General features: G+C 68.0%; 28 protein-coding genes and 3 pseudogenes. 7 read left to right on the top strand and 24 right to left on the bottom strand.

Features of this window, described 5'->3' with window-relative positions:
* Window positions 1–44: 44 nt before the first annotated feature.
* The 6 genes from IEY68_RS05135 to IEY68_RS05110 all read right to left on the bottom strand — a co-directional run bounded on the left by IEY68_RS05135 (window position 45) and on the right by IEY68_RS05110 (window position 4,364).
* On the bottom strand, window positions 45–455 hold the full coding sequence (locus tag IEY68_RS05135) for a VOC family protein (RefSeq protein ID WP_058855517.1): 411 nt from the start codon (window positions 453–455) through the stop codon (window positions 45–47).
* A gap of 5 nt (window positions 456–460) precedes the next feature.
* Window positions 461–841: a helix-turn-helix transcriptional regulator gene (locus IEY68_RS05130; RefSeq protein WP_229718673.1), complete on the bottom strand. Its 381-nt coding sequence runs from the start codon at window positions 839–841 to the stop codon at window positions 461–463.
* A 271-nt stretch (window positions 842–1,112) separates the two neighbouring features.
* Complete coding sequence (locus IEY68_RS05125) at window positions 1,113–1,886, bottom strand: trimeric intracellular cation channel family protein (protein WP_229718621.1); 774 nt, start codon at window positions 1,884–1,886, stop codon at window positions 1,113–1,115.
* 86 nt (window positions 1,887–1,972) lie between these two features.
* The gene (locus IEY68_RS05120) at window positions 1,973–2,677 is read right to left on the bottom strand and encodes a CE1759 family FMN reductase (RefSeq protein ID WP_058855448.1); all 705 of its coding nucleotides are present in this window, start codon (window positions 2,675–2,677) and stop codon (window positions 1,973–1,975) included.
* Window positions 2,674–3,207 (bottom strand): MarR family winged helix-turn-helix transcriptional regulator, encoded by a 534-nt coding sequence (locus tag IEY68_RS05115; RefSeq protein ID WP_082681434.1) that lies wholly within the window; start codon window positions 3,205–3,207, stop codon window positions 2,674–2,676. The genes IEY68_RS05120 and IEY68_RS05115 overlap by 4 nt, the downstream gene beginning before the upstream one ends.
* Window positions 3,204–4,364 carry an LLM class flavin-dependent oxidoreductase gene (locus IEY68_RS05110; RefSeq protein ID WP_058855449.1) on the bottom strand — a complete coding sequence of 387 codons (1,161 nt, stop codon included), beginning with the start codon at window positions 4,362–4,364 and terminating at the stop codon, window positions 3,204–3,206. The genes IEY68_RS05115 and IEY68_RS05110 overlap by 4 nt, the downstream gene beginning before the upstream one ends.
* 111 nt (window positions 4,365–4,475) lie before the next feature.
* Between IEY68_RS05110 and IEY68_RS37015 the strand changes: the two are divergent.
* A pseudogene (locus IEY68_RS37015) lies at window positions 4,476–4,577 on the top strand (DNA-binding transcriptional regulator); the annotation flags it as partial.
* A gap of 1 nt (window position 4,578) precedes the next feature.
* On the opposite strand, the gene IEY68_RS05105 reads toward IEY68_RS37015, so the two are convergent.
* Window positions 4,579–5,151, bottom strand: coding sequence for an MmyB family transcriptional regulator (locus IEY68_RS05105; RefSeq protein ID WP_199804953.1), 573 nt, complete (start codon window positions 5,149–5,151; stop codon window positions 4,579–4,581).
* Here IEY68_RS05105 and IEY68_RS35935 point away from each other — a divergent pair.
* Both IEY68_RS35935 and IEY68_RS35930 read left to right on the top strand, forming a co-directional pair.
* Window positions 5,090–5,239 (top strand): annotated as a pseudogene (locus IEY68_RS35935) (aldo/keto reductase); the annotation flags it as partial. The gene IEY68_RS05105 and the pseudogene IEY68_RS35935 sit on opposite strands and share 62 nt — an antisense overlap.
* A gap of 86 nt (window positions 5,240–5,325) precedes the next feature.
* A complete protein-coding gene (locus tag IEY68_RS35930) occupies window positions 5,326–5,487 on the top strand; it encodes a hypothetical protein (protein WP_229718682.1) in 162 nt (53 codons plus the stop codon).
* A 253-nt stretch (window positions 5,488–5,740) separates the two neighbouring features.
* On the opposite strand, the gene IEY68_RS05095 is transcribed toward IEY68_RS35930, so the two are convergent.
* From IEY68_RS05095 to IEY68_RS05085, 3 genes are read right to left on the bottom strand one after another with little or no spacing between them, the layout of a single operon-like run.
* Window positions 5,741–6,817: a phosphotransferase gene (locus tag IEY68_RS05095; protein WP_058855519.1), complete on the bottom strand. Its 1,077-nt coding sequence runs from the start codon at window positions 6,815–6,817 to the stop codon at window positions 5,741–5,743.
* The gene (locus IEY68_RS05090) at window positions 6,814–7,899 is read right to left on the bottom strand and encodes a TIGR03857 family LLM class F420-dependent oxidoreductase (protein ID WP_062997174.1); all 1,086 of its coding nucleotides are present in this window, start codon (window positions 7,897–7,899) and stop codon (window positions 6,814–6,816) included. Before IEY68_RS05090 ends, IEY68_RS05095 begins: the two co-directional genes overlap by 4 nt.
* Window positions 7,896–8,795, bottom strand: coding sequence for an SDR family NAD(P)-dependent oxidoreductase (locus IEY68_RS05085; protein ID WP_058855450.1), 900 nt, complete (start codon window positions 8,793–8,795; stop codon window positions 7,896–7,898). The genes IEY68_RS05090 and IEY68_RS05085 overlap by 4 nt, the downstream gene beginning before the upstream one ends.
* Window positions 8,796–8,994: 199 nt before the next feature.
* On the opposite strand from IEY68_RS05085, the gene cyp51 reads away from it, so the two are divergent.
* Both cyp51 and IEY68_RS05075 read left to right on the top strand, forming a co-directional pair.
* Window positions 8,995–10,353, top strand: a complete 1,359-nt coding sequence (cyp51, locus tag IEY68_RS05080; RefSeq protein ID WP_058855451.1) for a lanosterol 14-alpha demethylase — start codon at window positions 8,995–8,997, stop codon at window positions 10,351–10,353.
* Window positions 10,354–10,410: 57 nt separating this feature from the next.
* A pseudogene (locus IEY68_RS05075) lies at window positions 10,411–10,748 on the top strand (ferredoxin); the annotation flags it as partial.
* A 215-nt stretch (window positions 10,749–10,963) separates the two neighbouring features.
* Here IEY68_RS05075 and IEY68_RS05070 read toward each other — a convergent pair.
* The 8 genes from IEY68_RS05070 to IEY68_RS05035 form a co-directional block, all read right to left on the bottom strand.
* Window positions 10,964–13,669, bottom strand: a complete 2,706-nt coding sequence (locus IEY68_RS05070; RefSeq protein WP_058855453.1) for a fumarate reductase/succinate dehydrogenase flavoprotein subunit — start codon at window positions 13,667–13,669, stop codon at window positions 10,964–10,966.
* Window positions 13,666–14,433: an ABC transporter ATP-binding protein gene (locus IEY68_RS05065; RefSeq protein ID WP_058855454.1), complete on the bottom strand. Its 768-nt coding sequence runs from the start codon at window positions 14,431–14,433 to the stop codon at window positions 13,666–13,668. Before IEY68_RS05065 ends, IEY68_RS05070 begins: the two co-directional genes overlap by 4 nt.
* Window positions 14,430–15,284: an ABC transporter permease gene (locus IEY68_RS05060; protein WP_058855455.1), complete on the bottom strand. Its 855-nt coding sequence runs from the start codon at window positions 15,282–15,284 to the stop codon at window positions 14,430–14,432. The genes IEY68_RS05065 and IEY68_RS05060 overlap by 4 nt, the downstream gene beginning before the upstream one ends.
* Window positions 15,281–16,660, bottom strand: coding sequence for an ABC transporter substrate-binding protein (locus IEY68_RS05055; protein WP_058855456.1), 1,380 nt, complete (start codon window positions 16,658–16,660; stop codon window positions 15,281–15,283). Before IEY68_RS05055 ends, IEY68_RS05060 begins: the two co-directional genes overlap by 4 nt.
* 8 nt (window positions 16,661–16,668) lie before the next feature.
* Window positions 16,669–16,896 carry a 4Fe-4S dicluster domain-containing protein gene (locus IEY68_RS05050; RefSeq protein WP_033246130.1) on the bottom strand — a complete coding sequence of 76 codons (228 nt, stop codon included), beginning with the start codon at window positions 16,894–16,896 and terminating at the stop codon, window positions 16,669–16,671.
* Window positions 16,897–17,679: a GntR family transcriptional regulator gene (locus IEY68_RS05045; RefSeq protein WP_058855457.1), complete on the bottom strand. Its 783-nt coding sequence runs from the start codon at window positions 17,677–17,679 to the stop codon at window positions 16,897–16,899. It lies immediately after the preceding gene.
* A gap of 305 nt (window positions 17,680–17,984) precedes the next feature.
* The gene (locus IEY68_RS05040) at window positions 17,985–18,485 is read right to left on the bottom strand and encodes a DUF3237 domain-containing protein (protein ID WP_229718620.1); all 501 of its coding nucleotides are present in this window, start codon (window positions 18,483–18,485) and stop codon (window positions 17,985–17,987) included.
* The gene (locus IEY68_RS05035) at window positions 18,482–18,886 is read right to left on the bottom strand and encodes a nuclear transport factor 2 family protein (protein WP_058855458.1); all 405 of its coding nucleotides are present in this window, start codon (window positions 18,884–18,886) and stop codon (window positions 18,482–18,484) included. The genes IEY68_RS05040 and IEY68_RS05035 overlap by 4 nt, the downstream gene beginning before the upstream one ends.
* A 90-nt stretch (window positions 18,887–18,976) precedes the next feature.
* Between IEY68_RS05035 and IEY68_RS05030 the strand changes: the two genes are divergently transcribed.
* Window positions 18,977–19,576, top strand: a complete 600-nt coding sequence (locus tag IEY68_RS05030) for a TetR/AcrR family transcriptional regulator (RefSeq protein WP_156426247.1) — start codon at window positions 18,977–18,979, stop codon at window positions 19,574–19,576.
* 203 nt (window positions 19,577–19,779) lie between these two features.
* Here IEY68_RS05030 and IEY68_RS05025 read toward each other — a convergent pair whose 3' ends face one another.
* Window positions 19,780–20,196, bottom strand: a complete 417-nt coding sequence (locus tag IEY68_RS05025) for a nuclear transport factor 2 family protein (RefSeq protein ID WP_229718619.1) — start codon at window positions 20,194–20,196, stop codon at window positions 19,780–19,782.
* Between the two features lie 203 nt (window positions 20,197–20,399).
* Between IEY68_RS05025 and IEY68_RS05020 the strand changes: the two genes are divergently transcribed.
* Window positions 20,400–21,266: an LLM class F420-dependent oxidoreductase gene (locus IEY68_RS05020; protein ID WP_058855460.1), complete on the top strand. Its 867-nt coding sequence runs from the start codon at window positions 20,400–20,402 to the stop codon at window positions 21,264–21,266.
* A gap of 22 nt (window positions 21,267–21,288) precedes the next feature.
* On the opposite strand, the gene IEY68_RS05015 is transcribed toward IEY68_RS05020, so the two are convergent.
* The 5 genes from IEY68_RS05015 to IEY68_RS04995 form a co-directional block, all read right to left on the bottom strand.
* A complete protein-coding gene (locus IEY68_RS05015) occupies window positions 21,289–22,350 on the bottom strand; it encodes a glucosidase family protein (RefSeq protein WP_058855461.1) in 1,062 nt (353 codons plus the stop codon).
* A complete protein-coding gene (locus tag IEY68_RS05010) occupies window positions 22,337–23,068 on the bottom strand; it encodes a class I SAM-dependent methyltransferase (protein ID WP_058855462.1) in 732 nt (243 codons plus the stop codon). The genes IEY68_RS05015 and IEY68_RS05010 overlap by 14 nt, the downstream gene beginning before the upstream one ends.
* Window positions 23,062–24,321, bottom strand: coding sequence for a glycosyltransferase family 4 protein (locus IEY68_RS05005; protein ID WP_058855463.1), 1,260 nt, complete (start codon window positions 24,319–24,321; stop codon window positions 23,062–23,064). The genes IEY68_RS05010 and IEY68_RS05005 overlap by 7 nt, the downstream gene beginning before the upstream one ends.
* Window positions 24,321–25,196, bottom strand: coding sequence for an LLM class F420-dependent oxidoreductase (locus IEY68_RS05000; RefSeq protein WP_058855464.1), 876 nt, complete (start codon window positions 25,194–25,196; stop codon window positions 24,321–24,323). The genes IEY68_RS05005 and IEY68_RS05000 overlap by 1 nt, the downstream gene beginning before the upstream one ends.
* Before the next feature lie 66 nt (window positions 25,197–25,262).
* Entirely contained in the window at window positions 25,263–25,664 is a 402-nt protein-coding gene (locus tag IEY68_RS04995; protein ID WP_058855465.1) for a carboxymuconolactone decarboxylase family protein, read from the bottom strand.
* Window positions 25,665–25,702: the final 38 nt, after the last annotated feature.

Genomic DNA, 25,702 nt, shown 5'->3' with positions numbered 1-25,702 from the left:
GCCGGTATTCGTGCCGGATCGGTCCGGGTGGGTGGTTCCGCCGGTCAGCGCAGTTGCTGGATGCGGATCATATTGCCCGCGGGGTCGCGGACGGCACAATCGCGGACCCCGTAGGGCTGTTCGGTCGGTTCCTGCACGACGTCGGCGTCGCCGGCCTGGAGGCGTTCGAAAGTGCTGTCGAGGTCTTCGGTGGCGAGATTGATACCGGCATAGGTGCCTTTGGCCATCATTTCGGCGATGGTTTTGCGTTCGTCGTCGGTGATACCGGGGTCGGCGGCCGGCGGATGCAGGACGATGGAGGTTCCGGGCTGGCCGACGGGGCCGACGGTGATCCAGCGCAGCCCGTTGTAGCCGACGTCGTTGCGGATCTCGAAGCCGAGGGTGTCGCGGTAGAACCCGATGGCGGCTTCGGGGTCGTCCTGTGGCAGGTAGCTGGCGTGAATGGTGATGTCCATGCCGATCACGCTAGCTGCGGGTCGGTTACCGGGGCTTCTCGATTCCTGATCGGTCTGGTCACCTGTTTGGCGGTGCACGACGGTATGCCCGCGGTGGCGTCGGTTTCCTGGCGCCGGTAGGCGCTGGGCGGCATGCCGACGAGTTCGGTGAAGCGGGTGCTGAAGGTGCCCAGCGACGAGCAGCCGACGGCGAAGCAGACTTCGGTGACGGTGAGGTCGCCGCGGCGCAGCAGGGCCATCGCGCGTTCGATGCGGCGGGTCATCAGGTATCCGTAGGGTGATTCGCCGTAGGCGAGCTTGAATTGGCGGCTGAGATGTCCGGCGGACATGTTGACGCCGCGGGCGAGTGCTTCGACGTCGAGGGGTTGCTCGTATTCCCGGTCCATCCGGTCGCGGACGCGGCGTAACAGCGTGAGGTCGCGGAGGTGCTGGTCCGCGGTGGGTCTGCTGGTCACGTGGCCGATCGTCCCATATCGCGTCCGAGTTGCCCAGTTTTCGGTGGTGGGTTGCCGGATTGCTGTCGGTGCTGGTCTCGGGGGTCGAGCCCGGTCGTGGCAGCGGCGAGGAAGGTCCGGGCAGCGGCGAGGAAGGTCCGGGCACCCGGCGCCGGGGGTGGGTCGGCGGCCGGCGGTGGGGGCCGATGAGACGGTTGTGGCGTCATGGTTCATCGGTTGTGCGTTTCGGCTCGCGTACCGGTGCCGTGTTGCCGTCTCGGGTGTCGGGGCGACGGTCGCGGCCGCGCCGGCGGCGGCGTGGTGGCCGGGTGCCGCGGAAGGCGGCGGCCAGCCGGGTGTGTGGCTGCCAGTTCAGGCCGTTGGGCAGGCCCCAGCCGAAACGGACCGCGGCCAGGCGCAGTAGCAGGGAGCAGCAGATACCGGCGACGATGCCGACCGCGGGGGCGCCGAGATAGGTGCTGACGACCATGGTGCCCGCGACGACGGCGGCGACGGTGGCGTAGAGGCCGTTGCCGCCGAAGACGGCGGGTACTCGCCGGAGCAGGACGTCGCGGGTGGCGCCGCCGCCGACGGCGGTGGTGATACCCAGTAGTACGGCGGGGAGCCAGCCGAGGCCGGCGGCGAGGGTTTTCTGGGCGCCGGTGACCGCCCAGAAGCCGATGACGGCGGCGTCGAGGGCGGTGAAGAGCCGGTCCCAGGAGTGTTCGCTGAGGTGGATGAGGAATGCGATGAGGGTTCCGGCGACGGCGGTGGGTAGGTACGCGTAGTCGGTGAGCGCTACCGGTGGGCCCTGTTGGAGGAGGGTGTCGCGGATGATTCCGCCACCGAGTCCGGAGACGATGCCGACGACGAGGAAGCCGAACAGGTCGAGCCCTTCGGTGCGGGACACGGCGCCGCCGAGCATGGCGCAGGCGAGGACTCCCGCGAGGTCGAGATAGCGCGTGACCTGGTCGATGGTGTCGATGGGTGCGGCCACCGCAGCAAACTAACACGCGCGGCCACCGGTTTTCGGTGATGGTGGGCGCCGCAGGTGCGATGCTGCGCAGCGCCCACCACGGCCGGTCAGACCCGGGGTTTCACGGCCGCTGCGCCACCGGCCGCGAGCCGCATGAGGTCGGTGTCGAGGTTCACGGTGGTTTCGCTACCTCCGGCGCTGCCGAAGCTGTGCTGGTAGCTGTTCCACGATTCGTCTTTCACCTTGTGGGCGAATCCGCTCTCCATCAGCAGTGCCAGTTCGAGGGCAGCGCGGTCGATGCGTTTGTCGAGGTCGGTGTCGCTCCAGTCCTCGGAGGCGGCGAACAGTGAGGTCGGCACGGTCATGGTGCGCAGGAACGCGAACAGGGCACGCATCTGTTCGTCGACGACCAGGGCGTGCCGGGCGGTGCCGGCGGTGGCGGCCAGGATGACCGGTTTGGCGATCAGCAGGTCGTTGTCGAGGACGTGGAAGAAGGAGGTGAGCAGTCCGCTGGGGGCGGCCTTGTAGACGGGTGCGGCGACGATCAGACCGTCGGCGGCGGCGAGGGTCTCGATCGCGGCGGTCATTTTCGGGCCCATGAGCTGGGAGACCAGCGCGGTGGTGATCTCGGTGGCCAGTTCCCGCAGTTCGATGACGTTCACGGTGACGGTGGCGTCGCGGCGGCGGGCGAGTTCGCCGACGCGTGCGGTGACGCGGTCGGCGAGCATCCGGGTCGAGGACGGGTTGCTGGTGCCGCCGCTGACCACTACCAGCCGGTAGGGGGTGGTGCCCTGGCCGTTGGTGGTTGTCATATCTCGTTCCTTTTCGTGGTGTCGGCGAGTTTGCCGCAGAGCTGTTCGAGGGTGTGTAGTTCGTCGTCGGTGAGGGCGCCGGTGAGGGCGCGGGCGACGCCGACGGCGTGGCGGCCGCCGATGCGGCGCTGCCGGGTCCGGCCCTCGGTGGTGAGGGAGAGCCGGACCCCGCGGCCGTCGTGCGGGTCGGGGGTGCGCTGGACGAGGCCGCGTTCGACGAGCCGGTCCACCATCCGCGACAGCGCCGGCTGGGTGAGCAGGACGTGCCGGTTCAGTTCGGCGGGCCGGATGGGTTCGGGGCATTTGGACAGCGTGTAGAGGACGTCGTATTCGCGCATGGTGAGCCCGTTCCACACGTCCTGTGCCGCGAACTGTTTCATCAGTACCGCGTGCGCGGTCAGTACCGCTTCCCAGGCGTCGTTGGCGAGGCGCCCGCTGGTTCTGGTTTCTTCTCGACCGGGGGTTCGGTGGCTGAGGGACGTGAGCGGGGGCTCTCCGTTGTCACTCTCCGCCGGGCCGGACTCGCTCATGCGGTGGCGTCCTGGTAGGGGCTGGTGCCGGCCAGGTTGTCGCCCTGGTTGGCGTTGGGGCGGGCCTGCCGGGCCGGTTTGTCGCCGTATTCGGCGGCGACGCGGGCGAGGTGGGTGGGTGCGGGCGCGGATTCGGGGTCGCGGCGGGCGTCGAGTTCCTTGCGCAGGACGGGCACCACGTCCTCGCCGAGCAGGTCGAGCTGGTTCAGCACGGTTTTCAGTGGCAGTCCGGCGTGGTCCATCAGCCACAGTTGGCGCTGATAGTCACCGAAGGTGTCGTGGAAGGTGAGGGTTTTGTCGATGATCTCCTGTGGGCTGCCGACCGACAGCGGGGTCATCTCGGCGAAGTCCTCCAGCGAAGGGCCGTGGCCGTAGACGGGGGCCTCGTTGAAGTAGGGACGGAACTCGTTCCAGGCGTCCTGGGATTTCTTGGCGATATAGGCCTGTCCACCGAGTCCGACGATGGCCTGTTTCTTGGTGCCGTGCCCGTAGTGCTCGAAACGCTGCCGGTAGAACTCGATGAGCTGCAGTGAGTGGGCGGTGGGCCAGAAGATGTGGTTGGCGAAGAAGCCGTTGCCGTAGTAGGCGGCCTGTTCGGCGATTTCGGGGGTGCGGATGGAGCCGTGCCAGACGAACGGCGGCACACCGTCGAGCGGTCGCGGGGTGGCGGTGAAGCCCTGCAGCGGGGTGCGGTAGTCGCCGGCCCAGTCGATGACGTCCTCGCGCCAGAGCCGGTGCAGGAGGTTGTAGTTCTCCAGGGCCAGCGGTAGTCCGGCGCGGATGTCTTTGCCGAACCAGGGGTAGACGGGTCCGGTGTTGCCGCGGCCGAGCATCAGGTCCATGCGTCCCTTGGACAGGTGCTGCAGCATGGCGTAGTCCTCGGCGATCTTCACCGGGTCGTTGGTGGTGATGAGGGTGGTCGCGGTGGTGAGGATCAGCCGTTCGGTGGTGGCCGCGATATGGCCGAGCAGCGTGGTCGGCGAGGAGGAGAAGAACGGCGGGTTGTGGTGCTCGCCGATGGCGAAGACGTCGAGGCCGACCTCTTCGGTTTTGCGGGCGATCTGCACGATCGCGTCGATCCGTTCGGCTTCGCTGGGTGTCACGCCGGTCACGGGGTCGCGGGTGATATCGCTGACCGAGAAGATTCCGAACTGCATCTTGTGTCACTCCCACCGTAGGTTCTATGCGTTTGCATCTACCTGAACGGTGAGGTGGGCGGGGTTATTCCGTGACGGCCGGCCGAGTAACCCGCTGCCGGTGGTCCGCGCCCGGTCCACGCGGTGGCCGGTGCGGCCGGATACCGGCTGGGTCCGGGAACCAAGGTGCCACCGCTGCTGCTGAACGACGACGAGGCGGTCGCCGTCGTCCTCATCACCGTGCGCACAGTTCGTCCAGTGCAGACTGGCTCTGATCGTCCGCGGCGCGGTAGATCACCAACAGATGGTCCGGATCTTGCAGTGGTGTGAGCGTTTCGAAACGCACTGCGATCACACCGACGCCAGGATGCCGCATCACCTTGCGTCCGCGGCCGTTGACCTTGACGTCGCGCTCGGCCCACAATCGCGCGAATTCCTCGTCACTGGTGGCGCATTCGGCGATGAGATCGGTCAACGCCCGATCCTCCGGATGCGCGGCCCACGCGGTGCGCAGGTGAGCGATCCCCTCCCGCACTACGCGTTCGCGGTCGACGTAGCGCTCCCGCATTTCCGGGTGCAGCAGGCACAACCACATCGCATTGCGCTGTGACGGTGCCAGGGTGTCGAAATCCAGGAGCAGCCTCGCCATTTCGCTGTTCCAGACCAGGATGTCGTAGCGGTGGTTCATCAGCATGGCCGGCAGCGGCGACAGGTCGGCGAGCAGCCCGGCCAGCGATGGCGACGCGGTGGCGGCGAGCTTGTCGGCACCGCGGGGGCGCTGCTGGACCAGCCTGCGGCAGCTGAACACGGACTACATCGATCTGTTGTTCCTGCACGTATGGGACTTCACGACACCGGTCGAGGAGATCCTGCGCGGTATGGACGACCTGGTCCGCCACGGCAAGGTCCTGTACGTGGCGATCTCCAATGCCCCAGCCTGGGAGGTCTCGCGCATGCAGGCGATCGCGGACCTGCGCGGCTGGTGGGGAATCTGGGTGCTTTGGAGGTCGACTTCACCGCCGATCAGCTGGCCCGCCTCAACAAGGTCAGTGCGATCGACCTCGGCTACCCGCACGACTTGCTCGCCAGCGACCACATCCGCACTGTGACCGCAGGCGACCTGAAGATCGAAACCCGCCGCTGATCTTCGACCGAACGCCGAGGGCAGCACTCCCGCTGCCCCGGGACACTCATCGCCGAGCTGGCTGTCGCCGTCGGCGATGAGTGTCCGGGGATGACGCACCCGTGACCAGCTGCGACGCGAACCCGAGCCGACGCGGTGCTGGGAGCTCGGGTAGTCGGCCCTCGCCGGGCTCTACGGCCATAGCTGCCCGGTGCGCGACGATGGCCTCTCCCCCCGGCGCCGGGCGGCGGAGGTGTGCGTGGTGGTTCGTGGGTCACTCGGCCGGATCCGGACGAGGTGCGGGCGAGCGCAGGGGCGCCGGTTGCTGTGCCAGTGAATCCAGGTCGCGGATCGCGGCGCAGCTGCGGCGGATCATGGTGGCGAACATGGTGTCGCCGCGTTCGGACGCGGTGCCGTAGGCGGCGCCGAACACCGCCACCAGCGGCCCCTGGAGGACAGCGAACCGGTAGTCCTGCCAGCAGTCCTCGAGGGTGTATCCGGTCACGCCCAGTTCTGTGAGGCGTTGATGGTAGGTGGCAACCAGACCCTTCTCGGCGGTGCGTCGGATTTCCGGGTCGAGGCTGGTGGTGACGAAGTAGGCGAGGTCCCGGGCGGGTAGCCCCAGGTTGACGGTCTGCCAGTCGACGGCGGTCGCCGGTGGTGTGGTGCCGGTACCGAACAGCAGGTTGTCCAGGCGGTAGTCGCCGTGGACGAGTCCGAACCGCTCGGGGCGGGCCGTCAGCCAGTCGGCGATGACCTCACCGCAGGCACGCAGGATGTCGTGGTCCTGGGCGGTGAGCCGATCACCGAGGCGGTCGAGGAAGATATCGGTGGTGGGCCCGTAGAGCTCACGCAACGTTGCGGCCTCTTCCGGGCCGTTGCGGCTGAATCCTTCGATATCGAGCAAGGTGTCGTCGCACCAGCGGGGGGCGTGCAGGCCCGCGAGGTTGGCTACGGCCGAACGGGCATGGCCGACCGGGCAGCCGGCGATCTGGTCACCTTGACGGGCGGGCGCCAGATCCTCCAGCAGGAGGACGAATTCGGCTCCGTCGCCGTGTATTTCGGCGTGGTGGCAGCGCGGTGTGCGGACTGCGACGGTGGACGCGATATCGGTGTAGAAGCGGACTTCCTGGCGATAGGCGCCGGCCAGCATGGCGCGGACGCCCGGGTCGGTGGCGGGGAGTTTGGCGAGCAGTTGTTCCGGCACGGCCTCTCCGGTGAGCCGTAACCGGTGCACGGTCCCGATCTGGCCGGTGCCGACGGGTTCGGTGGTGACGGCGGTGACGCGGCGGCCGAGGGCGGCGGTGAGCCATTCGGGGGTGAGGCCGCTGATATCGGTGGGGCTGGTCATGCGTGGCTCCTGCCGGGGTTGCCGGGCAGGCCGGCGAACCGGGCGGGGATGCGGTGCCGACGCCACGCGTCGAGGACGGGGACGAGTTCGGTGGGGGTGTTGCCGTGCAGGATGACCCCGTCGGCTCCGGCGTCGAATTGGTCGGCGATCCGCGCGGCGCACTGTTCGGGGGCGCCGGTGGCGGAGGCGGCGAGCCATTCTGCGGGCAGCAGCTCTTCGATCGCGGCCAGGGTCGCGGTGTCGGCGACGGCGTCGAGGGCGCCTCCGGCGCCGGTGACCAGGGGGTGCGCGCGGAAGTCGTCGAGTACCCGCGGGTCCCATCCGTTGACCTGGATCAGGATGTCGCCGTACCCCTGTAGGTAGGTGCCGAGGCGGCCGACGAGTTTGCGCAGGCGGGCGGTCTCGCCCTGGGTGTCGTCCACCACGGCGAGGACCGACCAGATACGGAGGGCGGCGGGGTCGCGGCCGGCGGCTCGGGCGGCCGTGCGAATGCTCTGCACGGCGTGCGCGGTGGTGTCGTCGGTGAAGAAGGTGTGCAGGACGACGGAGTCGGCGATCTGTCCGGCGAGGCGCAGGGTGTTGGCGCCGATCGCGGTGAGGGCGATCGGGATGGCTTCGTCGTAGGTGGGGTCCAGGTGCAGGAGCGGGTAGTTTCCGGCGGGCCCGCTGTGGCCGACGACGGTTTCGCCGCGCCAGAGGCGCCGGTAGAGCTCGGTGGCGTCGCGCAGCTGGGCGGAGGTGATCCGGGGTAGGCCGATGACGTCGAAAAGGGCTCCGAAGCCGCGGCCGAGGCCGAGACTGTAGCGGCCTCGGGTGAGGCGGTGGAGGGTGACCGCGCCGGCGGCGGTGAGCAGGGGGTGGCGGGTGTTGTGGTTGGTGGCGGCGGTGCAGATGCCGAGTTCGGTAGTGACCGCGCCCGCTGCCGCGGCGAGGGCGAAGGCTTCTTTGGTATTGAATCGCTCGGACAGGAACATGGCGCCGAGACCGAGGCGTTCGGCGTCGCGGGCTTCGTCGAGCAGGATATGCGGGTCGGTGGCGTGGCCGGCGAGGCCGTAACAGCCGATTTCGGGGAATTCGGTCACTTCGAACCGGCCTCCGTGTCGCGGCCGCCGATCATGCGGTGTAGTTCGTCCTGGGTCCAGGGCGGAGTGTCGTTGTGGTCGCGGAAGCCGAGGATGCTGGGGGCCGGGCGGTCGTAGCGGCCGACGAATCCGCCCGCGGCGACGAAGATCTGCCCGGTGACCTGTTCGGCGGCCGAACCGGCGAGGTAGAGGTAGAGCTGGGCGACGTAATCGGCGGGTGGGGCGTCGAGAGCGGCGTCCTTGCTGATCTCGTCGAGCATGCCGCGGCGGTAGAGCTCCATGATCTTGGCTTCGTAGGCGATTCCGCTGGAGAGCCGGGTTTTGGCGCCGGGGCATACGACGTTGGCGCGGACCTTGTGTTCGGCGAGTTCCGCGGCGATAGCGAGGGTCAGGGAGTTGACCGCGCCTTTGCCGGCGGCGTATCCGGTGCCGCCGTAGTCGCCGAGGTAGGCGAAGGAGCTGGTGTTGATGATGCTGCCACGGCCCTGGGCGACCATTTTCGGGGCGGCGGCGCGGCAGGTGTTGAAGGTGGTGGTGAGGTGGGAGTCGAGCAGGGCACGCCAGTCGCGGGTGCTGATGTCGAGGATGGAGGATCCGGCGGGTTCGGCGATACCGGCGCAGTTGACGAGGACGTCGACGGCGCCGAAGGTGCGGACGCAGGTGTCGACGAGTTCGGTGGCGGTGGTTTCGTCGGCGGCGCTGCCGGTGACGCCGACGGCGCGGTGTCCGGCCAGGGCCAGGGAGTTGACCGTGCGTTCGACCGCGGGTGCGTTGCGTCCGTTGACGACCACTCCGGCGCCGTGCCCGGCCAGGGCGTGGGCGACGGCATAGCCGATGCCGCTGGTGGCGCCGACGACGACGGCGCCGCGTCCCCACAGGGTTCGGTTTCCGCTCATGGGCCTGTTCTCGCTCGCTTCTCTCGCCCGAACACTATTCCGTACAGGTGTCCGGACAGTATGGCATTCCGGCAGCGCCCCGGTGGTGGATCGATGCGTTGCCCGGGGGCGCGCCTTGCTTGCGCACAACACCCCGTAGTACTGTCCAGACAGGTGTCTACCATAGATCCTGGACAGTAATCTGGGGAAGGATTTCCACATGACTTCGGTGAAACCGCCGCGGGTGTCCGGAGGCGAACACGAGCACGGCCACCTGGAGGAATTCCGTACCGACCCGATCGCGCTGATGCGCCGGGTCCGGGAGGAATGTGGCGACGTCGGTGAATTCGAACTCGCCGGCCGCCACGTCATCCTGCTGACCGGTGCCGAAGCGAACGAATTCTTCTTCCGCGCCGCCGACGAGGACCTCGACCAGGCCGCCGCCTACCCCTTCATGAAACCGATCTTCGGCGAAGGTGTGGTGTTCGACGCCAGCCCCGAGCGACGCAAGGAGATGCTGCACAACTCCGCACTGCGCGGCGACCAGATGCGCGGGCACGCGGCGACCATCGAGAAAGAGGTCGACCGGATGCTGGCGACCTGGGGCGATGAAGGCGAGATCGATCTGCTCGACTTCTTCGCCGAGCTCACCATCTACACGTCCTCGGCCTGCCTGATCGGGACCAAGTTCCGCGAGGAACTCGACAGTCGGTTCGCGCACCTGTACCACAACCTGGAACGCGGAACCGACGCGCTGGCCTACGTGGACCCGTACATGCCCATCGAGAGCTTCCGGATCCGCGACGAATCCCGCACCGCGCTGGTGGAACTCGTCCAGGAGATCATGAACGGGCGGATCGCGAACCCGCCTGCCGACAAAGAGGACCGCGACCTCCTCGATGTGCTGGTCTCGGTGCAGAAAGAGGACGGCACCCCGCATTTCAGCGCCAGCGAGGTCACCGGCATCTTCATCTCGATGATGTTCGCCGGCCACCACACCACCTCGGGCACCGCGGCCTGGTCGGTAATCGAACTGCTCCGGCATCCGGAAGTGCTGTCCGGCGTGGTGAAGGAACTCGACGAGCTCTACGCCGACGGCCAGGAAGTGAGCTTCCACGCACTGCGGCAGATCCCGCGACTGGAAGCGATACTCAAGGAGACACTGCGGCTACATCCGCCGCTCATCATCCTCATGCGCGTGGCGCAGGGTGAGTTCGAGGTGTGCGGGAACCGGATCGAGCCCGGCGATCACGTGGCGGCGACCCCCGCGATCTCCAACCGGCTCTCCGAGGATTTCCCGAACCCGGACAGTTTCGATCCCGGCCGCTATATCGACCCCAACCAGGAAGACCTGATCAACCGCTGGACCTGGATCCCCTTCGGCGCCGGTCGCCACCGCTGTGTCGGCGCGGCGTTCGCGCTGATGCAATTGAAGGCGATCTTCTCGGTGCTGCTGCGGGACTGGGAATTCGAGATGGTGCAGCCCTCGGAGTCCTACCGCAACGATCACTCCAAAATGGTGGTGCAGCTGGCGCAGCCGTGCCGGGTGCGCTATCGCCGCAGGCAGCAGGAGAGCTAGTGGCCTATGTCATCACCCAGCGCTGCTGCGACGACGCCAGTTGCGTGGCCGAATGCCCGGTGGACTGCAATACGCGAGGTGGTGATCCTGGGACGCCGCGGCGTGTTGCAGGCCGCCTACACCGCACCGGAGTTCCGGGCGCTCGGACAGCTCGACGGTGTCGATATCGTAGTCGATCCGGGTGACCTCGTATTCGACGAAGCCGCGCAGGCCTACCGCACCGGCTCGGACGCCTCGTACGAACTCGGCTTGAAACTGGCGGCCGCCGAGGAGTTCACGGGCCGCCCGCCGCGCGCGCGGGCAACCGGCGAACCGTGTTCCGGTACTGCGTCTCCCCCACCGAGATCGTGGGTGCGGACCGGGTACGCGGGGTGCGGTATGTCCGCAACGAGCTCACTGGTCCGGTCGCCACACCGACCGCCCGGCAACCCGATGTGATCGACCGTGCGGCCTGGCAGGCGGTGGACCGCGCCGAGCGCGCCGCCGGTACGGCCGCGGGCGCGTCCCCGGGTGAAACCGGCGACTGTGGAACAACTGCTCGCCACCGCGCGCCGCGGCTGAGACCGCCCGGCCCGCGCCCCCTCTCTGACGCGGCGCGGGCCGGGCGGTCTCAGCCGGTCACTGCGCGGCGCGCGTACGCGCGGACGTCGGCGTCCGGGTCGTCGACGGCCGCGCGGAGCAGCTCACGGGCCGGTTCGTGATCCGGCCACGACGCCAGCGCGAGCACCGCGGCTTTGCGGACGTCCAGGTGGGGGTCGGTGAGCGCGGCGGCCAGTTCGATGACGGCGGGGCCGGGTTCGGCGCCCGCGAGTCCTTTGGCCGCGCCCACCCGGACCTGCCAGGCGCTATCGCGCAGCGCCGCGGCGCAGGACGCGATATCGGGCTCGGTGGCACCGATATCGGCGAACGCGGCCAGTGCCGCGGCCCGCACCAGCGGGTCGCGATCGGTGACCAATCCACGGACGGTCTCCGAGCCACCGGTGCCGATGGTGGCCAGACCTTGCGCGGCCGCGATCCGGACCTCCCGATCGGTATCGGTGGCCGCGGCGGCCAGCGCGTCGTATTCGTCCAAGGAGACCAGCGCCCGCACCGCGGCGATCCGCACCCGGTGGTCGGGGTCCGCCAGTGCCGCCCGATAGTCGGCTGCCTTCCCGGTACGGGCCGCGCGCAGCAGGTCGAGTACGACCGCGCGAACGACCGGATCCCCGGACGTCAGCCGTTCGGCGAGACCGTCCGCGGAGGGCAGCACCTCCACCAGTTCGCGTAGGGCGGCCGCGGCGGCGGCGCGCACCGGTGCGGCGGCATCGTCGAGCGCGACGACCAGTAGCGCCGCGAAACCGTCGGGGGTGTTCTCGGTGAGTGCCGCGATCGATGCGACCCGGACCAGTTCGTCTGTGTCGGACAGATATTCGGCGAGTTCCGCGGCGGTGGGGGCGTCCAGGGCCAGCAGTGCGAGCAGCCGGGGGGAAGCGGCAGGAGCCGATTCCGATGCGGCGGTGGCGCGGAGTTCGGGGGCCGGACCGCTCGGGGCGCGGCGGTGGCCGACGAGTTCGGGTTGCTCGACCGGTACCGGCTCGCCCTGGGACGGCAGGTCGTCGAGCCCGGGAACGGGCACCAGATACGGGGCGACCGGGCGTTTGAGGAACTGCATCGTGCCGTCGGCGCCCTTGTACAGGTTCAGGTGGTAGCGCCAGGCGTCGTCGTCGCGCTCCGGGAGATCGGCGCGTTCGTGGTAGAGGCCCCAACGGGATTCGGTGCGGGTCAGCGAGCTGCGGGCGGCCATTTCCGCGCAGTCGCGGATGAACGAGACCTCGGCGGCGCGCATGAGTTCGTGCGGGGTGCGCGCGCCCATGTCACCGATATCGCCGCGCATCCGTTCGAAGGTTTCCACCGCCAGCGATAGTTTCGCCGCGGTTTTCGGCGGTGCCACATAGTCGTTGACGAAACGGCGCAGCTTGTATTCGACCTGCGGTTGCGGTGGACCGTCCGGGTTGCGCAGCGGGCGGTAGACGAGTTCGTATGCGTCGGCCACCTGGTCGGTGGGCAGCTCCTGCGGGGCCGCGGTATCGGCCAGCGTGGCGGCGGCGTGCGCGCCGGCGAGTTCGCCGAACACGAAGGCGCCGATCATGTAGTTGTGCGGGACGCACGCCAGATCACCGGCCGCGTACAGGCCGGGCACCGTGGTGCGGGCGTTCTCGTCCACCCACACGCCCGAGGCGGAATGTCCGCCGCACAAACCGATTTCGGAGATGTGCATCTCGATATCGTGGGTGCGGTAGTCGTGGCCGCGGTTGGCGTGGAAGGTGCCGCGGGTGGGACGTTCGGTGGTGTGCAGGATATCTTCGAGCGCGGTCAGGGTCTCGTCCGGCAGATGCGACACCTTCAGGTAGATGGGTCCGCGCGCGGAATCGATTTCCCGTTTGACCTCGGCGATCATCTGCCCCGACCAGTAGTCGGAATCGACGAACCGTTCCCCCTGCGCATTGACCTGATAGCCGCCGAACGGGTTGGCGACATAGGCGCACGCGGGGCCGTTGTAGTCCTTGATGAGCGGGTTGATCTGGAAGCATTCGATACCGCTGAGCTCGGCACCCGCGTGATAGGCCATCGAATAGCCGTCACCGGCGTTGGTGGGGTTCTCATAGGTGCCGTACAGGTAACCCGACGCCGGAAGACCCAGCCGGCCGCACGGACCGGTCGCCAGGACGACAGCTTTCGCACCGACCGTGACGAACTCACCGGTGCGTGTGTTCAGCGCCGCCGCGCCGACGGCTCGGCCGCCGGCGGTGAGGACCCGTACCGGCATGAGGCGGTTCTCGATCCGGATCTTCTCCCGCATCTTGCGCTGCCGCAGCACCCGGTAGAGGGCCTTCTTCACATCCTTGCCCTCGGGCATCGGCAGCACGTACGAACCGGAGCGATGCACCCGGCGTACCGCGTACTCGCCGTATTCGTCCTTCTCGAACTTGACACCGTACTTCTCCAGCCGCTGCACCATGGCGAAACCGCGGGTCGCGGTCTGGTAGACCGTGCGCTGATCGACGATGCCGTCGTTGGCGCGGGTGATCTCGGCGACGTAGTCCTCCGGTTCGGCTTTCCCGGGGATGACGGCATTGTTGACGCCGTCCATACCCATCGCCAGCGCACCCGAATGCCGCACATGGGCCTTTTCCAGGAGTAGGACGTGCGCGCCCTGTTCGGCTGCGGTGAGCGCGGCCATCGTTCCGGCGGTGCCACCGCCGATGACCAGGACATCGCAGTCCAGGCGCACGGTATCGGCGAGATCCGGCGCCGCGAGCAGGGTGGGTGCTGTCACGACAGGGCCTCCACGAGTCGGTCGCGCTGCGGCTGCCGGTCGGCGGTTTCGCGCGGATTCGGAACATCGATCAGGGCACGCAACGGTTTCCCGGCGCGCCCGAGGACGGCGACCCGATCCCCGAGCAGCAGCGCCTCGTCCACATCGTGGGTGACGAACACGATGGTGGTGGGATGGGTGCGCCAGGTCTCGATCAGCAGCCGCTGCATGGTGGCGCGGGTCTGAGTGTCCAGCGCCCCGAACGGTTCGTCCATCATCACCGCGCGCGGTGCCCCGGCCAGGCCACGCGCGAGTTGCACGCGCTGCCGCATCCCGCCGGACAGGCTCTTGGGCAGGAAATCGGCGAACCCGGTGAGCCCGACTTCGTCGATCCAGCGGTCGGCCGCGGCGCGGCGCCCGGCCTTGGGTTCGCCCCGTAACCGCAGCGCGAGTTCGATATTCGATCGCACACTGCGCCACGGCAGCAGGGCATTGTCCTGGAACACCACGGCACGATCCCGGGAGGTGGTGGTCACCGCTTCCCCGTCGGCGAGAACCCGGCCGGAGTCCGGGGGCAGCAACCCGGCCAGCGCGCGCAGCACCGTGGACTTACCGCAGCCCGAGGGACCGGTGAGGACGAGGATCTCGCCGGGCCGCACGTCCAGTGACAGCCGGTCGATCACCGGATCGCCGGTGTAGGACAGCGAGATGTCGTCGAGCCGCAGGCTCATTCCGGGCGCACCGGTACCGGGTGCGGAGGTTTCGGTGGTGAGCGTGGTGGTCATCGGTTGTTCTCCTCTCCCCGCGGCAGCCAGCGGGTGGCTCGGCGGCCGAGGAGTTCGATCGCCGCCGAGGTGCCGAAACCGAGGATGCCGATGGTGATGATCCCGACGAAAACGCCCGGATAGTCGACGATGGTGTAGGCCTGCCAGGTGCGGTAGCCGACACCGAGGCGGCCGGAGATCATTTCCGCGGACACCAAGCAGATCCAGGCGACACCGATCCCGACCGACAGTCCGCTGAAAATCCCCGGGAGCGCTCCGGGGAACACGACCCGCAGCAGGACATCCCACCGGTTACCGCCCAGGGTGCGCACCGAGTCCTCCCACAGGGTGGGCAGCGCGCGGACCGCGTGGCGCGTGCTGACCATGATCGGAAAGTAGGCGGCGAGGCTGGTGATGAAGACGATGCCGGCCTCGTCGTCGGGGAACAGCAGGATCGCGATCGGGACCACAGCGATGGCCGGGATCGGCCGGGCCAGTTCGGTCAGCGGGCCCAGGATCCCGGCGAACAGGCGGGAGCGGCCCAGGGCGATACCGCTGGTGACGCCTAGGACGGTGGCGATACCGAAACCGGTGAGAATACGGACCAGGGACTGCGCCAGATCGAGATAGTAGACATCGGTACCGAGCTGGCGGCCGAACGCGGTGATCACCTCGGTGACCGAGGGCAGGGTGTCGAAACGTAACCACAGCCGGATATCGGCGGTGGTCAGTACCTGCCAGAGCAGGACCGCGGCCAGTACCGAGCCGAGCCGCAGCGACCGTCCCGGCCACACCGACCGGCCCGGTCGCCGCGCCGTCACGGTATCGGTGGCGGCCGGAACGGCGGCGGGAAGCGTGGTGGCCGCGGTCATGACCGGACCCCCGCGACGGCCTGGTCGTAGGTCACCGGGGCGGCGGCGGAATGGGCCTGCTGGTAGCGTTGCGCGGCCGCCTGGGTGGTGAACGGCAGGAAGGTGTTCCCGTCGCGCAGCCAGACCGCTTTATCGGCGAACCAGCGGGTACCGAGTTCGGCGTCGACGATATAGGCGGCCCGGACCTTCGAGCCCGCGGCGCGGGCGGCGGCGACGGCGCGCAGCAGTTCGGTGGGGTCACCGGCCGGGCGGGTCGTGTCCTGGCCGTCGAGCCACAGTTCGGTCCCGGAACCGGCGGTGTGGTTGGTGGTCTCGGCGAGAGCCTTGTCGTAGTCCTGTCCGCGGGCGGCGAAGGCCGCGCGCAGTCGCTGATCGTCGACGAAACCGTCGATGTTCAGGTCGGCGAAATCGCCGATCGACTTCAGGTACCGCACATCGTCTTTGAAGGCGGTGATCAGGCTCGGTTTCAGGGTGGTGTCGAACGAGGTGCCACCCGGGCCGTTGTAGAGGTACACGACCTCCTGCGGCAGACCCGAGTCCTGGGCGACGATCCGCGCCGCTTCCAGCGGTTGCTTCCACAGGAATTCGGTGGCGTCGAGCTGGGCCTGCAGGAAGGCGTCCACCACCTCGGGATGTTCGGCGGTGTAGTGCTCGCGGGCGACCACGCCGTGGAAGGTCGGCACGTTCAGTTCGGCACCGTCGTAGAGCAGTTTCGCCTTGTCCTGGAACACCAGCAGCCCGGGCCACGCCACGAACTGGGACAGTGCGGCGACCTGACCTGATTCCAGCGCCGAGGCTCCCACCTGCGGCTGCTGGTTCAGCACCTCCACACCACCGACCGGGTCGACCCCGGCACGGGTGAGTGCCTGCACCAGGGTGCCGTGCCCGGCGGAACCGACACTGGCCGACACTTTCTTCCCGGCCAGGTCACCGACTCCGGTGAGTGGCGAATCCGGCGGCACGACGACCATGTTCAGCGCGCCCTTGGGGTTATAGCCGGTAACGGAGAGGAATTCGGTGCGGGAACGATCCCCGGCCTGGGTGCGGGAGCCGTTGATGAGCAGTGGATAGTCGCCCATCGAACCGATATCGATCTTCTCGGCCACCATCTGGGCGGTGATGGGTGCGCCGGTATCGTAATCCTGCCATTCGACCTTGTAAGCGGGTCCACCGTTTTCGGTGATCTGCTGGAGCCGCTGTTCCAGGTATCCCTGGGCGCGCAGCAGGGTGCCCGCGGTGACGGTGTTGATGGTTTTGGACTGGTATCCGACGACGACGGTCACGGTATCGCCGGCGGCGGCTTCTTCCAGCGAGCACCCGGTGAGGGCCAGGGCCGCGGTGGCGGCCAGCACGGCCAGGCGTTTCAGAACAGGCATAAGGGGGTCTACCTCAGGAGATACGGCATGTTGACAGTGACTGCGCCGGTGGGACAGCGGGCGGCGCAGGGGCCGCAGTACCAGCATTCGTCGACGTGCATGAAGGCTTTTCCGTTATCGGGGTTGATCGCCAGTGAGTCGAGCGGGCAGATTTCGACACACAGCGTGCAGCCTTCGATACACAGGGATTCGTCGATGGTCACGGGGATATCGGTGCGCTGGTTCGCCAATGCCATCTAGAGGACCTTCCATTCGGGGATGCCACGGGAGAGGCTGCCGCGCAGCGTGATCCGGTCACCGCGCATCCGGACGTATTCCAGGTCGACGGGGGTTCCGTCGTCGAGCCGGGTGAGGCGTTCGAGCATGAGCAGCGGTGCGCCGTCGGGGACGTCGAGGGTGGCGGCGGTGTGCCGGTCGGCGGGTATCGCCTCCACGGTGAGGTCGGCCGATCCGAGGGATCGGCCGCTGAGCTGTTCGAGCAGTACGAACACATCGGTGTGCGCGAGGTCGTGGTCGAGGACGCGCACCCCGATTTCGGGAGTGAGGTAGGTGAGGTCGAGGCTCAGCGGCTGCTCGCCCAGGAACCGCAGCCGCTCCAGATAGACGACCTGCTCGCCGGGGGCGATATCGAGCCGTCGTGCCACCGCCGGCGGCGCGGTGATGAGCTGACCGGCCCGCACCTCGTTGCGGACCGTGCCGCGCCCCTCCAGGGTTTCCTGCAAGCCGAGCAGTGCGTCCAGTCCGTGGTCGAACTTGCGGGCGGTCACCCGGGTGCCGACCCGGGGCGCGCGGTCGATGAGTCCTTCGTCGCGCAGCAGCGCCAGGGCGTCGCGGATGGTATTGCGGGAGGTTTCGTGTTCGGCGGCCAGCCGCTGTTCGCTGGGCAGGGTGTCGCCCAGGGTGCCCGCGTGGATCTGATGGCGGAGGATATCGGCAATGCGCCGGGCTTGGTCGGCTCGTAACCGGCGGACCCCGGCCGTACCTCCTGCCCGCTCGGTATTCGTATCGCTGACCTGCATGAACGCTGACGATAGTGGTGTTTCGTGGTGGTTCCGGCCCGGGCACGAGCGGCAGCCGGGTGGCCCGGAACAATTCGCCGGGCGCCGATGGGCGCGACCAGCGCGGATCCCGGCCGATATCGGCATTGCGCCACCCGCGCGGGAGTTGCCGGGGTTGGGATCAAGCCGATTCGAATAATCGACCGTGACGCCCGGGAACCGTATCGGAAGAATGTCCGCGCACGACCCGCAAGGTGCGACGCGACCGGCCGCCAGGTCTTCGGTGAGTGCCGCGAGCCGGCCGGCGCGCCGCGACGAACGTGCTGCTACAGAATCCGATACATCCGGTGGTCGATGCGGCCTCGACCGTATTCGCCGTAGCCGACCACGACGAGTCCGCACAGCCATGAGTAGCGCTCGTCGGAGGTCTCGAATCTCGGCGTTGGTCGCACATAGCTCTCATCGACGGACAATCGCTCCCCGTCGGCCAGACGCTGTCGACCATCCTTCGGGAACCGGAGTACTCCGTTCGACTCGTAGTGGATGAGCACACCATCGTCGGTGCGCAGGGTCGCGCGAACGTCCATGCGACTGATCCCGTCGGCTCCCAGCCACACCCAGTCGCCGCCTCCGGGCAGCATTTCGCCCCGGAAACCCGGACCGTGGAATCGACCGCCTCTGGTCACGAAAGTCATGCGGGTGCCGAGCGGGGTCGAGATCACCTGGGCGGGCTCCAGGTCGATGCTGAGATCGCAAAGATGCTCGACCGGCAACACATCGAGCAACGCCTGATCGAACACTGGCCTGGTCTCGTCGACGGTGCTCACGCGGCGCCCCCGAACGCGGCCTTCAACTCGGCGAAATCGAAGAAGGTGTCCTTGCGCGCGACGAGACCGTCGGACGCCACCTCGACGACGTCGAGGCAGTGAATACCCCGGCGATCTGCGCCGGGCCGCTGGAAAGTCAGCGTCCAGTCCAGAACCCAGTGGCCGCTACCGAACAGCAGCCGCCGCTCTTCGAGGCCGAGGCCCGGGTAGAGATCGAAGACCTGCGCGAACTCACGACGCAGGGCTTCACGGCCATGGACTGCGGTACCGCGACCATGGGCCTGGAACTGCGAGTCGGGGGTATGCAGAGCAACGATCGCGGCGATGTCGTGCGCCGCCCAAGCGGCGAAATATCGCTTCGCGGTCGCGGAGAGATCAAGGGCTGTGGATGGGGTGGTCATGGCATCTCCTCGGGTCGGATACACCGACACTAAGGGATACGATCGTATGTGTAAATACGTATGGTCGTATAGATGGATATGATCGTACGCATGACTCGTACAGGTGACGCACGCCGCACCGCGATCGTGGATCGCGCGATGCACGTCGCATCGGTCGAAGGCATCGAGGGTCTGACGCTCGGACGCCTGGCGGAGGTTCTGCGCACCAGCAAGAGCGGCATCCAGACCCTCTTCGGCACCAAACAGGAACTCCAGCTCTCGATCGTCGCTGCCGCATCGCATGTCTTCGAGCGCGATGTTCTGCTGCCCGCCGAGCGGCAGCCGGCCGGCCTCCCGCGACTGCGGGCGCTGATGTCGTTGTGGATCGACTACCTGGAGACATTCGAGGGCGGATGCCTTTTCGTTGCTGCCGCGAGCGAACTCGACGGCCGGTCCGGGCCCGTCCGTGACGCCGTCGCAGACGCCGTCACCCAGGCCGACGCCCTGCTGCAGCGCGATGTGGAACTCGCCCGGCGCCTCGGCGAGCTTCCGTCGGACACGGATGTCGAGCAGCTCGTCTTCGAACTGCATGCCATGGTGCTTCAGGCGAATCACGATCGCCAGCTTCTCGGCCGCAAGGACGCCCTGACCCGTGCCCGTAACGCGGTCAACCACCTACTGGGGGTCGAGCAGCAGACAGGGTTCCGGTAGTAATCGCCGAGAGTCGGGCGGATCCGGGCACAGCTCCGGGTCTGGGCGACTTCGTGGTTCTACGACAGTGCGGGGGTCGCCGGCCATGCTCGGCCTCGTCGTACTGGCTCACGGAAACCTGGGTCGACGTAGCACGTACGCGTCCCCACCGGATTCCACGACACCTGGATACCCGCATCCACGGCTCCCCCTTCCCCTCCTGATCAAGAGGGGGTGGTGAGCGTCCGGGTGATCTGCTCGGATCGGCGCAGTCGGCCGTCCGCAGTGAATTGGCCGAACTGGAAGACCTCGGTGGCCACGACCGCGCCATTGCGCATCCGCGCGTGGATCGTCAGGTGAGCCGCGATGCAGTCGCCGTCGGCGACGACTCGATGCACGTCGAATCGGTACTCGCGCAGATTTTTCCGCAGGGGCCGCAGGTGCGCGACGAGCCGGTCGCGGTCCAGCCGGGTACCGTCGCTCATCTGCACGACGTCGCGGGTGTGGAAGCGGTCGACCACTTCCCCTGGATCGGCATCGGTGAGCGCGGCCTCGGTGAACGAGGTGAAGAAATCGTGGACGAACTGCTCGGGTGTGTGATGCGGCGGCCGGTGCGGAAGTCGGATCGGGGCGTATGTCACCGCGGGCCGCCGATCGAGCCCTACGGGCCGGCGTCCTCGACCTGGTCACCGCCGCATCCGGGCGGGGCCCGGCCGCACAGACACGGAACCCTCCACCACCCGGACACCCCGCCGAGACGACCGCCGGGTCTTGACCTGGAGCGCTCTCCAGGTCGTAGCGTGTTCTCGACGGAAATCCACCACGGCAACGGGAGACGACTCCGATGGAACTCGGATTGCACATACCGATTTTCGAGATCGACGGCGGTACCGGCGCCATCGCCGGGGAACTGGCGCGCGTGGGTGCGGCAGCGGAGCAGGCCGGGGCGACCTGGCTGTCGTTCATGGACCATTTCTTCCAGATCGAACCGACCGGGCTGCCCGCCGAGGCGAACATGCTGGAGGGCTACACCTCGCTCGGATTCATGGCGGCCCACACTTCCGAAATCGAATTGGGCTTGCTGGTCACCGGTGTCACCTACCGGCATCCCGGCCTGCTCGCCAAGATCGTCACCACCCTCGACGTGCTCTCCGGCGGCCGCGCCGCACTGGGTATCGGGGCCGCCTGGTTCGAACGTGAACACCACGGCCTGGGCGTGCCGTATCCGCCGGTCGGGGAACGATTCGACCGACTGGAGGAAACGCTGCGGATCTGCGCGCAGATGTGGGATCCGAAGAACAACGGCCCGTTCGAGGGCAAGCACTATCAGCTCGCGGAGACCGTGTGTTCTCCGCAACCGCTGCATCGGCCGACCGTGCTGATCGGTGGTGGCGGTGAGAAGCGCACACTGCGACTGGTCGCCCAGTACGGCGACGCGTGCAACCTGTTCGGCTCCAGCACCGAAGAGGTCGCGCACAAGCTCGATGTGCTGCGCCGCCACTGCGACGATGTGGGCACCGACTACGACCGCATCCGCAAAACCCTGCTCGCGGGCAGCCCGGACCCCACCGCGCACGACGAATTCGTGCGGCAGATGGCCGGATACGCCGCGCTCGGTGTGCACACCGCGATTGTGATGCCGCCCGGCGGTTCCCCCGCAGGTTGGATCGATACGCTCGGCCCGGTGGTGCCGCGGCTCGCCGAACTGTGACGTGTCGGCGCCGTCCCGGCCCCTACCCGGTGACCGGCACCGGCACCGAGTGCCCCGGGACGGCGTCGGCGGCGAGATCCCGGAAGATCCCGTTGCCCCCGGTGGTGCGTGAGAGCGCGTCCGCCGCCAGGATCACCGCGGCGCCGGTCCAGGTGGTGCGCTCCACCGGCCACCGCTTCCCGTCCGCGTACACCAGACCGGTCCAGTAGGAGCCGTCGGTCTCCCGGAGATGCTGCATACTTGCCAGCAGTTGCCGGGCGCGATCATGGTCACCTAGAGCATCCAGGGCGAGGACGAGTTCGCAGGTTTCGGCCCCGGTGACCCACGGCCGGTCGCTGACACAGCGGATACCGATATTGCCGACCACGAACGTATCCCAGCGCTCGGCGATCCGGGCGTGCCCGGCGCGCCCGCGCAGCGCGCCGCCCAGGACCGGGTAGTACCAGTCCATCGAGTACCGGTCCTTGTGGGTGAACACCTCCGGATGCTCCCGAAGCGCGGTGCCGAGGCGGTTACGGGCAATCTCCCATTCCGGATGGGGATCGCCGAGCCGCCGGGCCAGCTCCAGTGCGGCGCCGATGCTGTGATACATACTGGCCGAACCCGTCACCAGCGCCTCGGGTAGCACGTTCGCGCCGTCGCGCAGCCAGTAGATCTCACCGTGGTCGCCCTGGGTGGCGACCACGAGGTCGATCGCGGCGGTCACCACCGGCCACAGATCGGCCGCGAACGCGGTGTCACCGGTGACGGCCAGGTAGTGCCAGACGCCGGTGGCGATATAGGCGCAGAAGTTCATATCGGTGGCGGCATCTTCGATCTCGCCGTCGCGGAACTGCATCGGCCACGACCCGTCGGGGCGCTGGGTGCGAGCCGACCAGGTGTAGGCGGCGACGGCTTCGTCGCGCAGCCCCGCGACGGTGAGCGCCATCGCCGATTCGATGTGATCCCAGGGATCGGTATGCCCGCCGGTGAACCACGGGAGGGCGCCGTCGGCTTCCTGCGCGGCGGCGATGGACTGCGCGGTCTGCAGGATCTGGCGGCGGGTGAGAATCGAAGGTACCGAGGGGAGTTCACCCGCCGGCACTGGCCACCGCCGGTTTGCTGAAGTACAGAGCCACACTCTTACCGACCAGCGGATCGAGCAGTCGTTCCGCCGTACGGGTGAGTACCGGCTGTTTCATCATGTCCCACACCAGCATCCGGTGATAGCCGCGGACCAGCGGATGTTCGGACTTGTGCACACCGACCGCGCATTTGATCCACCAGTACGGTGAATGCAACGCGTGGACATGGGTGCGGTGGGTGTGCCGCAACCCACGCGCGGTGATCTTGTCCCGCAACTCGTCCGCCTTGTAGATGCGGATATGCCCGCCCTCATTGGCGTGGTATTCGTCCGACAGTGCCCAGCAGACCCGTTCGGGCAGCCAGCGCGGCACGGTCACCACCAGCTGCCCGCCCGGGCGCAGCACCCGCACGAGTTCGGCGATGGCGGCGTCGTCGGCGGGGACGTGCTCCAGGATCTCCGAGGCGATCACGACATCGAACTCACCGGCGCCGTAGGGCAGATCGAGGGCGTCACCGTGCACGGCTTCGGCTTTCGCCCCGGGCGGTGCTTCCCCGACCCGGGCCATGGCTTCGAACATGGTGGCGACCCTGGCGAGTTCCGGAGCGTCCTGATCGAAGGCGACCACATCGGCACCGCGGCGATACGCCTCGAACGAATGCCGGCCCGCGCCGCAACCCACATCGATGACCCGGGTGCCCGGACCGATGCCGGCGCGGTCGAAGTCGACGGTCAGCACGAGGCGCCTCCTGAGATGAGTTCTGCGCCGGTGTGCCGGGCGATGGCCCGCTCGTACACCTGCACGGTCTGTGCGGCCACCGATTCCCAGCTGAACACCGAGATGGCGCGTTCGCGGCTGGCGGTCTGCATCCGTTGCCGGGTCTGCGGGGAGTCCAGCAGTCGCCCGATCATCCGGGCCAGTTCGGCGGAATCGCCGGGTGTGGTGAGTTCGGCGCAGACGCCCGGTTCGCCCACGACCTCCGGGAGCGCACCGGTCCGGCTGACCACCAGCGGGGTGCCCGATGCCATGGCCTCCACGGCCGGTAAGGAGAACCCTTCGTACAGCGACGGGATGCAGGCGATCTCCGCCGAGGCCAGCAGTTCGGCGAGTTCGGTATCGGTGAGCCCGGCCCGGACGGTCACGATATCGGAGAGGCCGAGTTCGGCGATCTGTTTCTCGGTGGGACCGTTGGGCTCCAGTTTCGCTACCAGCTGCAATTCCACCTTGTGGGTGATCCGCAGCCGGGTCAGCGCATGCAACAGATGCGTGATGCCCTTCAGGGGTTTGTCGGCGCTGGCCACTGCGACGATCCGGCCCGGTACCCGGGCACCGCGTGGCGCGAACAGTTCGGTGTCCACGCCGAGAGGTACGACGTTGAGTTGTCCGGGTTCGACACCGAAATCGTCGGCGATATCGGTCGCCGACGACGAGGAGACGGTGAGCAGATCGGGAATCCGCCGGGCGATCCGCTCCTGCATGCCCAGGAAACCGTACCAGCGGCGCACCAGCGGTTTGCGCCGCCAGATCGCGGCGGCCAGATCCACCTCACGGTCCTTGGTGATGGGATGGTGCACGGTGGCGACCAGCGGCAGCCGTTTCGCGATATCGAGCAGCCCGCTGCCGAGACATTGGTTGTCGTGCACCACGTCGAAGTCGTGGATCCGTTCCCGCAGCAGCCGGGCCGCGCGCATGCTGAAGGTCCGCGGCTCCGGGAATCCGGCGGTCCACATGGTGGCGAGTTCCAGCAGATCGATCCGGTCCCGGATCTCGCGGGGGTGGGGTGTGCGGAACGGGTCGTCTTCGCGATAGAGGTCCAGGCTGGGAACCTCGGTGAGGGTTACGCGCGGGTCCAGGTCGGCCGGATAGGGCTGACCGGAGAACACCTCCACGTCGTGGCCGAGTTCGGCCAGTCCGGAGCTGAGGCGGCGCACGTAGACCCCCTGCCCACCGCAATGAGGCTTGCTGCGGTAGGACAACAGGGCTATCCGCACTAGCTGTCCTCGCCCGTCTCGGTGATCGAATTCATGCTCCGCAGTTTGCCAGCCAACCGTTCGAGATAGGCACGCACCTCCGCTTCGCCCTTATCGGGCAAGCCGTACAGGACGTCGGTGACACCGTCGGCGGCCCAGGACGCCAGACGTTCGGCATCGGGTTTGAAATCGAGTGCCACCACACGTGGCGCACCGTCGCGACCGGCATCGGCCCAGGCCTTCTTCAGCGTCGCCAGGCTGCCGGAGATATCGTTCTCGCCCGGTGTGGTGATCCAGCCGTCGGCGTGTTTCGCGATCCAGGCGCAGGTGCGTTCGGTACCGGCGGCGCCGATGAGCACGGGAACAGTGCGGTCGACCGGTTTGGGCCAGGCCCAGCTCGGTCCGAACTTCACGAAGTCGCCGTCGTAGGAGGCTTCGTCCTCGCGCCACAGCGCCCGCATGGCCTCCAGGTATTCACGCAGTACGGTGCGCCGCTTGTTACCGGGGACGCCGTGGTCGGCGAGTTCGTCGGTGTTCCAGCCGAAACCGGCGCCGAGGGTGACCCGGCCCCCGGAGAGGTGGTCGAGCGAGGCGATGGTCTTGGCGAGGGTGATCGGGTCGTGTTCGACCGGCAGCGCGACCGCGGTGGCCAGTTCGATGCGTTCGGTGACCGCGGCGGCGGTGGCGAGCGAGACCCACGGGTCGAGGGTGCGCATGTACCGATCGTCGGGCAGGGAGGAGTCACCGGTCTGTGGATGCGCGGCTTCGCGTTTCACCGGGATATGGGTGTGTTCGGGGACGTAGAACGAGGAGAATCCGTTGTCCTCGGCGGCGCGGGCCGCTGCGGCCGGGGCGATCCCGCGGTCACTGGTGAACAGAACGATGCCGAAGCGCATACGTGTGCCTTGTCTGTGGTGGGGCCGGCGGGCCGCGGCGCGTCCGGCGGGTGGGAATCGCGGTCGTCAGTGACCGTTCTGGGCGGCTTTCTTCGCCTTTTTGGCGTGCTGGTCGATCTGGGCGCCGATCACGTGGTCGAGTGAGGTTCCGGCCGGCCAGCCCACGTAGTGGCAGAGGAACAGCGAGATCTCCCGCAGCTGGGTTTCGTCGAGTTCTTCGTTCTGCAGGGCCGCGCCGATCTGGATACCGGCGACATCGAACAGGCCCTGGGCGGTGAGCGCCCCGAGGAGCAGCAGCCTGCGGTCCCGCAGGGTGAGGCCGGGGCGGGACCAGATATCGGCGAAGAGGTGGTCGGCGGTGACGGCGAAATGATCGCCGGGGCCGTCCTTGAATTCCCATCCGTACACTTCCGCCATCTTGGCCAGCCCGCGTTCACGCACGGTGGACTCGGGGGTGGGGTCGCTCATGGCTGCTCCTTCTCCGGCGGATCGGTCCGCCGGAAGTG

Origin of the sequence: Nocardia jinanensis (assembly GCF_014645735.1) — a bacterium.
Taxonomy (GTDB): Bacteria; Actinomycetota; Actinomycetes; order Mycobacteriales; family Mycobacteriaceae; genus Nocardia; species Nocardia jinanensis.
Note: the sequence above shows the minus strand (reverse complement) of the source record. Positions and strands in the feature narration are given on the sequence as shown.

Coding starts and splice junctions, on each gene's coding strand:
- IEY68_RS05135 (WP_058855517.1), bottom strand. CDS start 455: ATGGACATCACCATTCACGCCAGCTACCTGCCACAGGACGACCCCGAA.
- IEY68_RS05130 (WP_229718673.1), bottom strand. CDS start 841: ATGGACCGGGAATACGAGCAACCCCTCGACGTCGAAGCACTCGCCCGC.
- IEY68_RS05120 (WP_058855448.1), bottom strand. CDS start 2,677: ATGACAACCACCAACGGCCAGGGCACCACCCCCTACCGGCTGGTAGTG.
- IEY68_RS05115 (WP_082681434.1), bottom strand. CDS start 3,207: ATGAGCGAGTCCGGCCCGGCGGAGAGTGACAACGGAGAGCCCCCGCTC.
- IEY68_RS05110 (WP_058855449.1), bottom strand. CDS start 4,364: ATGCAGTTCGGAATCTTCTCGGTCAGCGATATCACCCGCGACCCCGTG.
- IEY68_RS05095 (WP_058855519.1), bottom strand. CDS start 6,817: ATGACCAGCCCCACCGATATCAGCGGCCTCACCCCCGAATGGCTCACC.
- IEY68_RS05085 (WP_058855450.1), bottom strand. CDS start 8,795: ATGAGCGGAAACCGAACCCTGTGGGGACGCGGCGCCGTCGTCGTCGGC.
- cyp51 (WP_058855451.1), top strand. CDS start 8,995: ATGACTTCGGTGAAACCGCCGCGGGTGTCCGGAGGCGAACACGAGCAC.
- IEY68_RS05065 (WP_058855454.1), bottom strand. CDS start 14,433: ATGACCACCACGCTCACCACCGAAACCTCCGCACCCGGTACCGGTGCG.
- IEY68_RS05060 (WP_058855455.1), bottom strand. CDS start 15,284: ATGACCGCGGCCACCACGCTTCCCGCCGCCGTTCCGGCCGCCACCGAT.
- IEY68_RS05055 (WP_058855456.1), bottom strand. CDS start 16,660: ATGCCTGTTCTGAAACGCCTGGCCGTGCTGGCCGCCACCGCGGCCCTG.
- IEY68_RS05050 (WP_033246130.1), bottom strand. CDS start 16,896: ATGGCATTGGCGAACCAGCGCACCGATATCCCCGTGACCATCGACGAA.
- IEY68_RS05045 (WP_058855457.1), bottom strand. CDS start 17,679: ATGCAGGTCAGCGATACGAATACCGAGCGGGCAGGAGGTACGGCCGGG.
- IEY68_RS05035 (WP_058855458.1), bottom strand. CDS start 18,886: ATGACCACCCCATCCACAGCCCTTGATCTCTCCGCGACCGCGAAGCGA.
- IEY68_RS05030 (WP_156426247.1), top strand. CDS start 18,977: ATGACTCGTACAGGTGACGCACGCCGCACCGCGATCGTGGATCGCGCG.
- IEY68_RS05020 (WP_058855460.1), top strand. CDS start 20,400: ATGGAACTCGGATTGCACATACCGATTTTCGAGATCGACGGCGGTACC.
- IEY68_RS05000 (WP_058855464.1), bottom strand. CDS start 25,196: ATGCGCTTCGGCATCGTTCTGTTCACCAGTGACCGCGGGATCGCCCCG.
- IEY68_RS04995 (WP_058855465.1), bottom strand. CDS start 25,664: ATGAGCGACCCCACCCCCGAGTCCACCGTGCGTGAACGCGGGCTGGCC.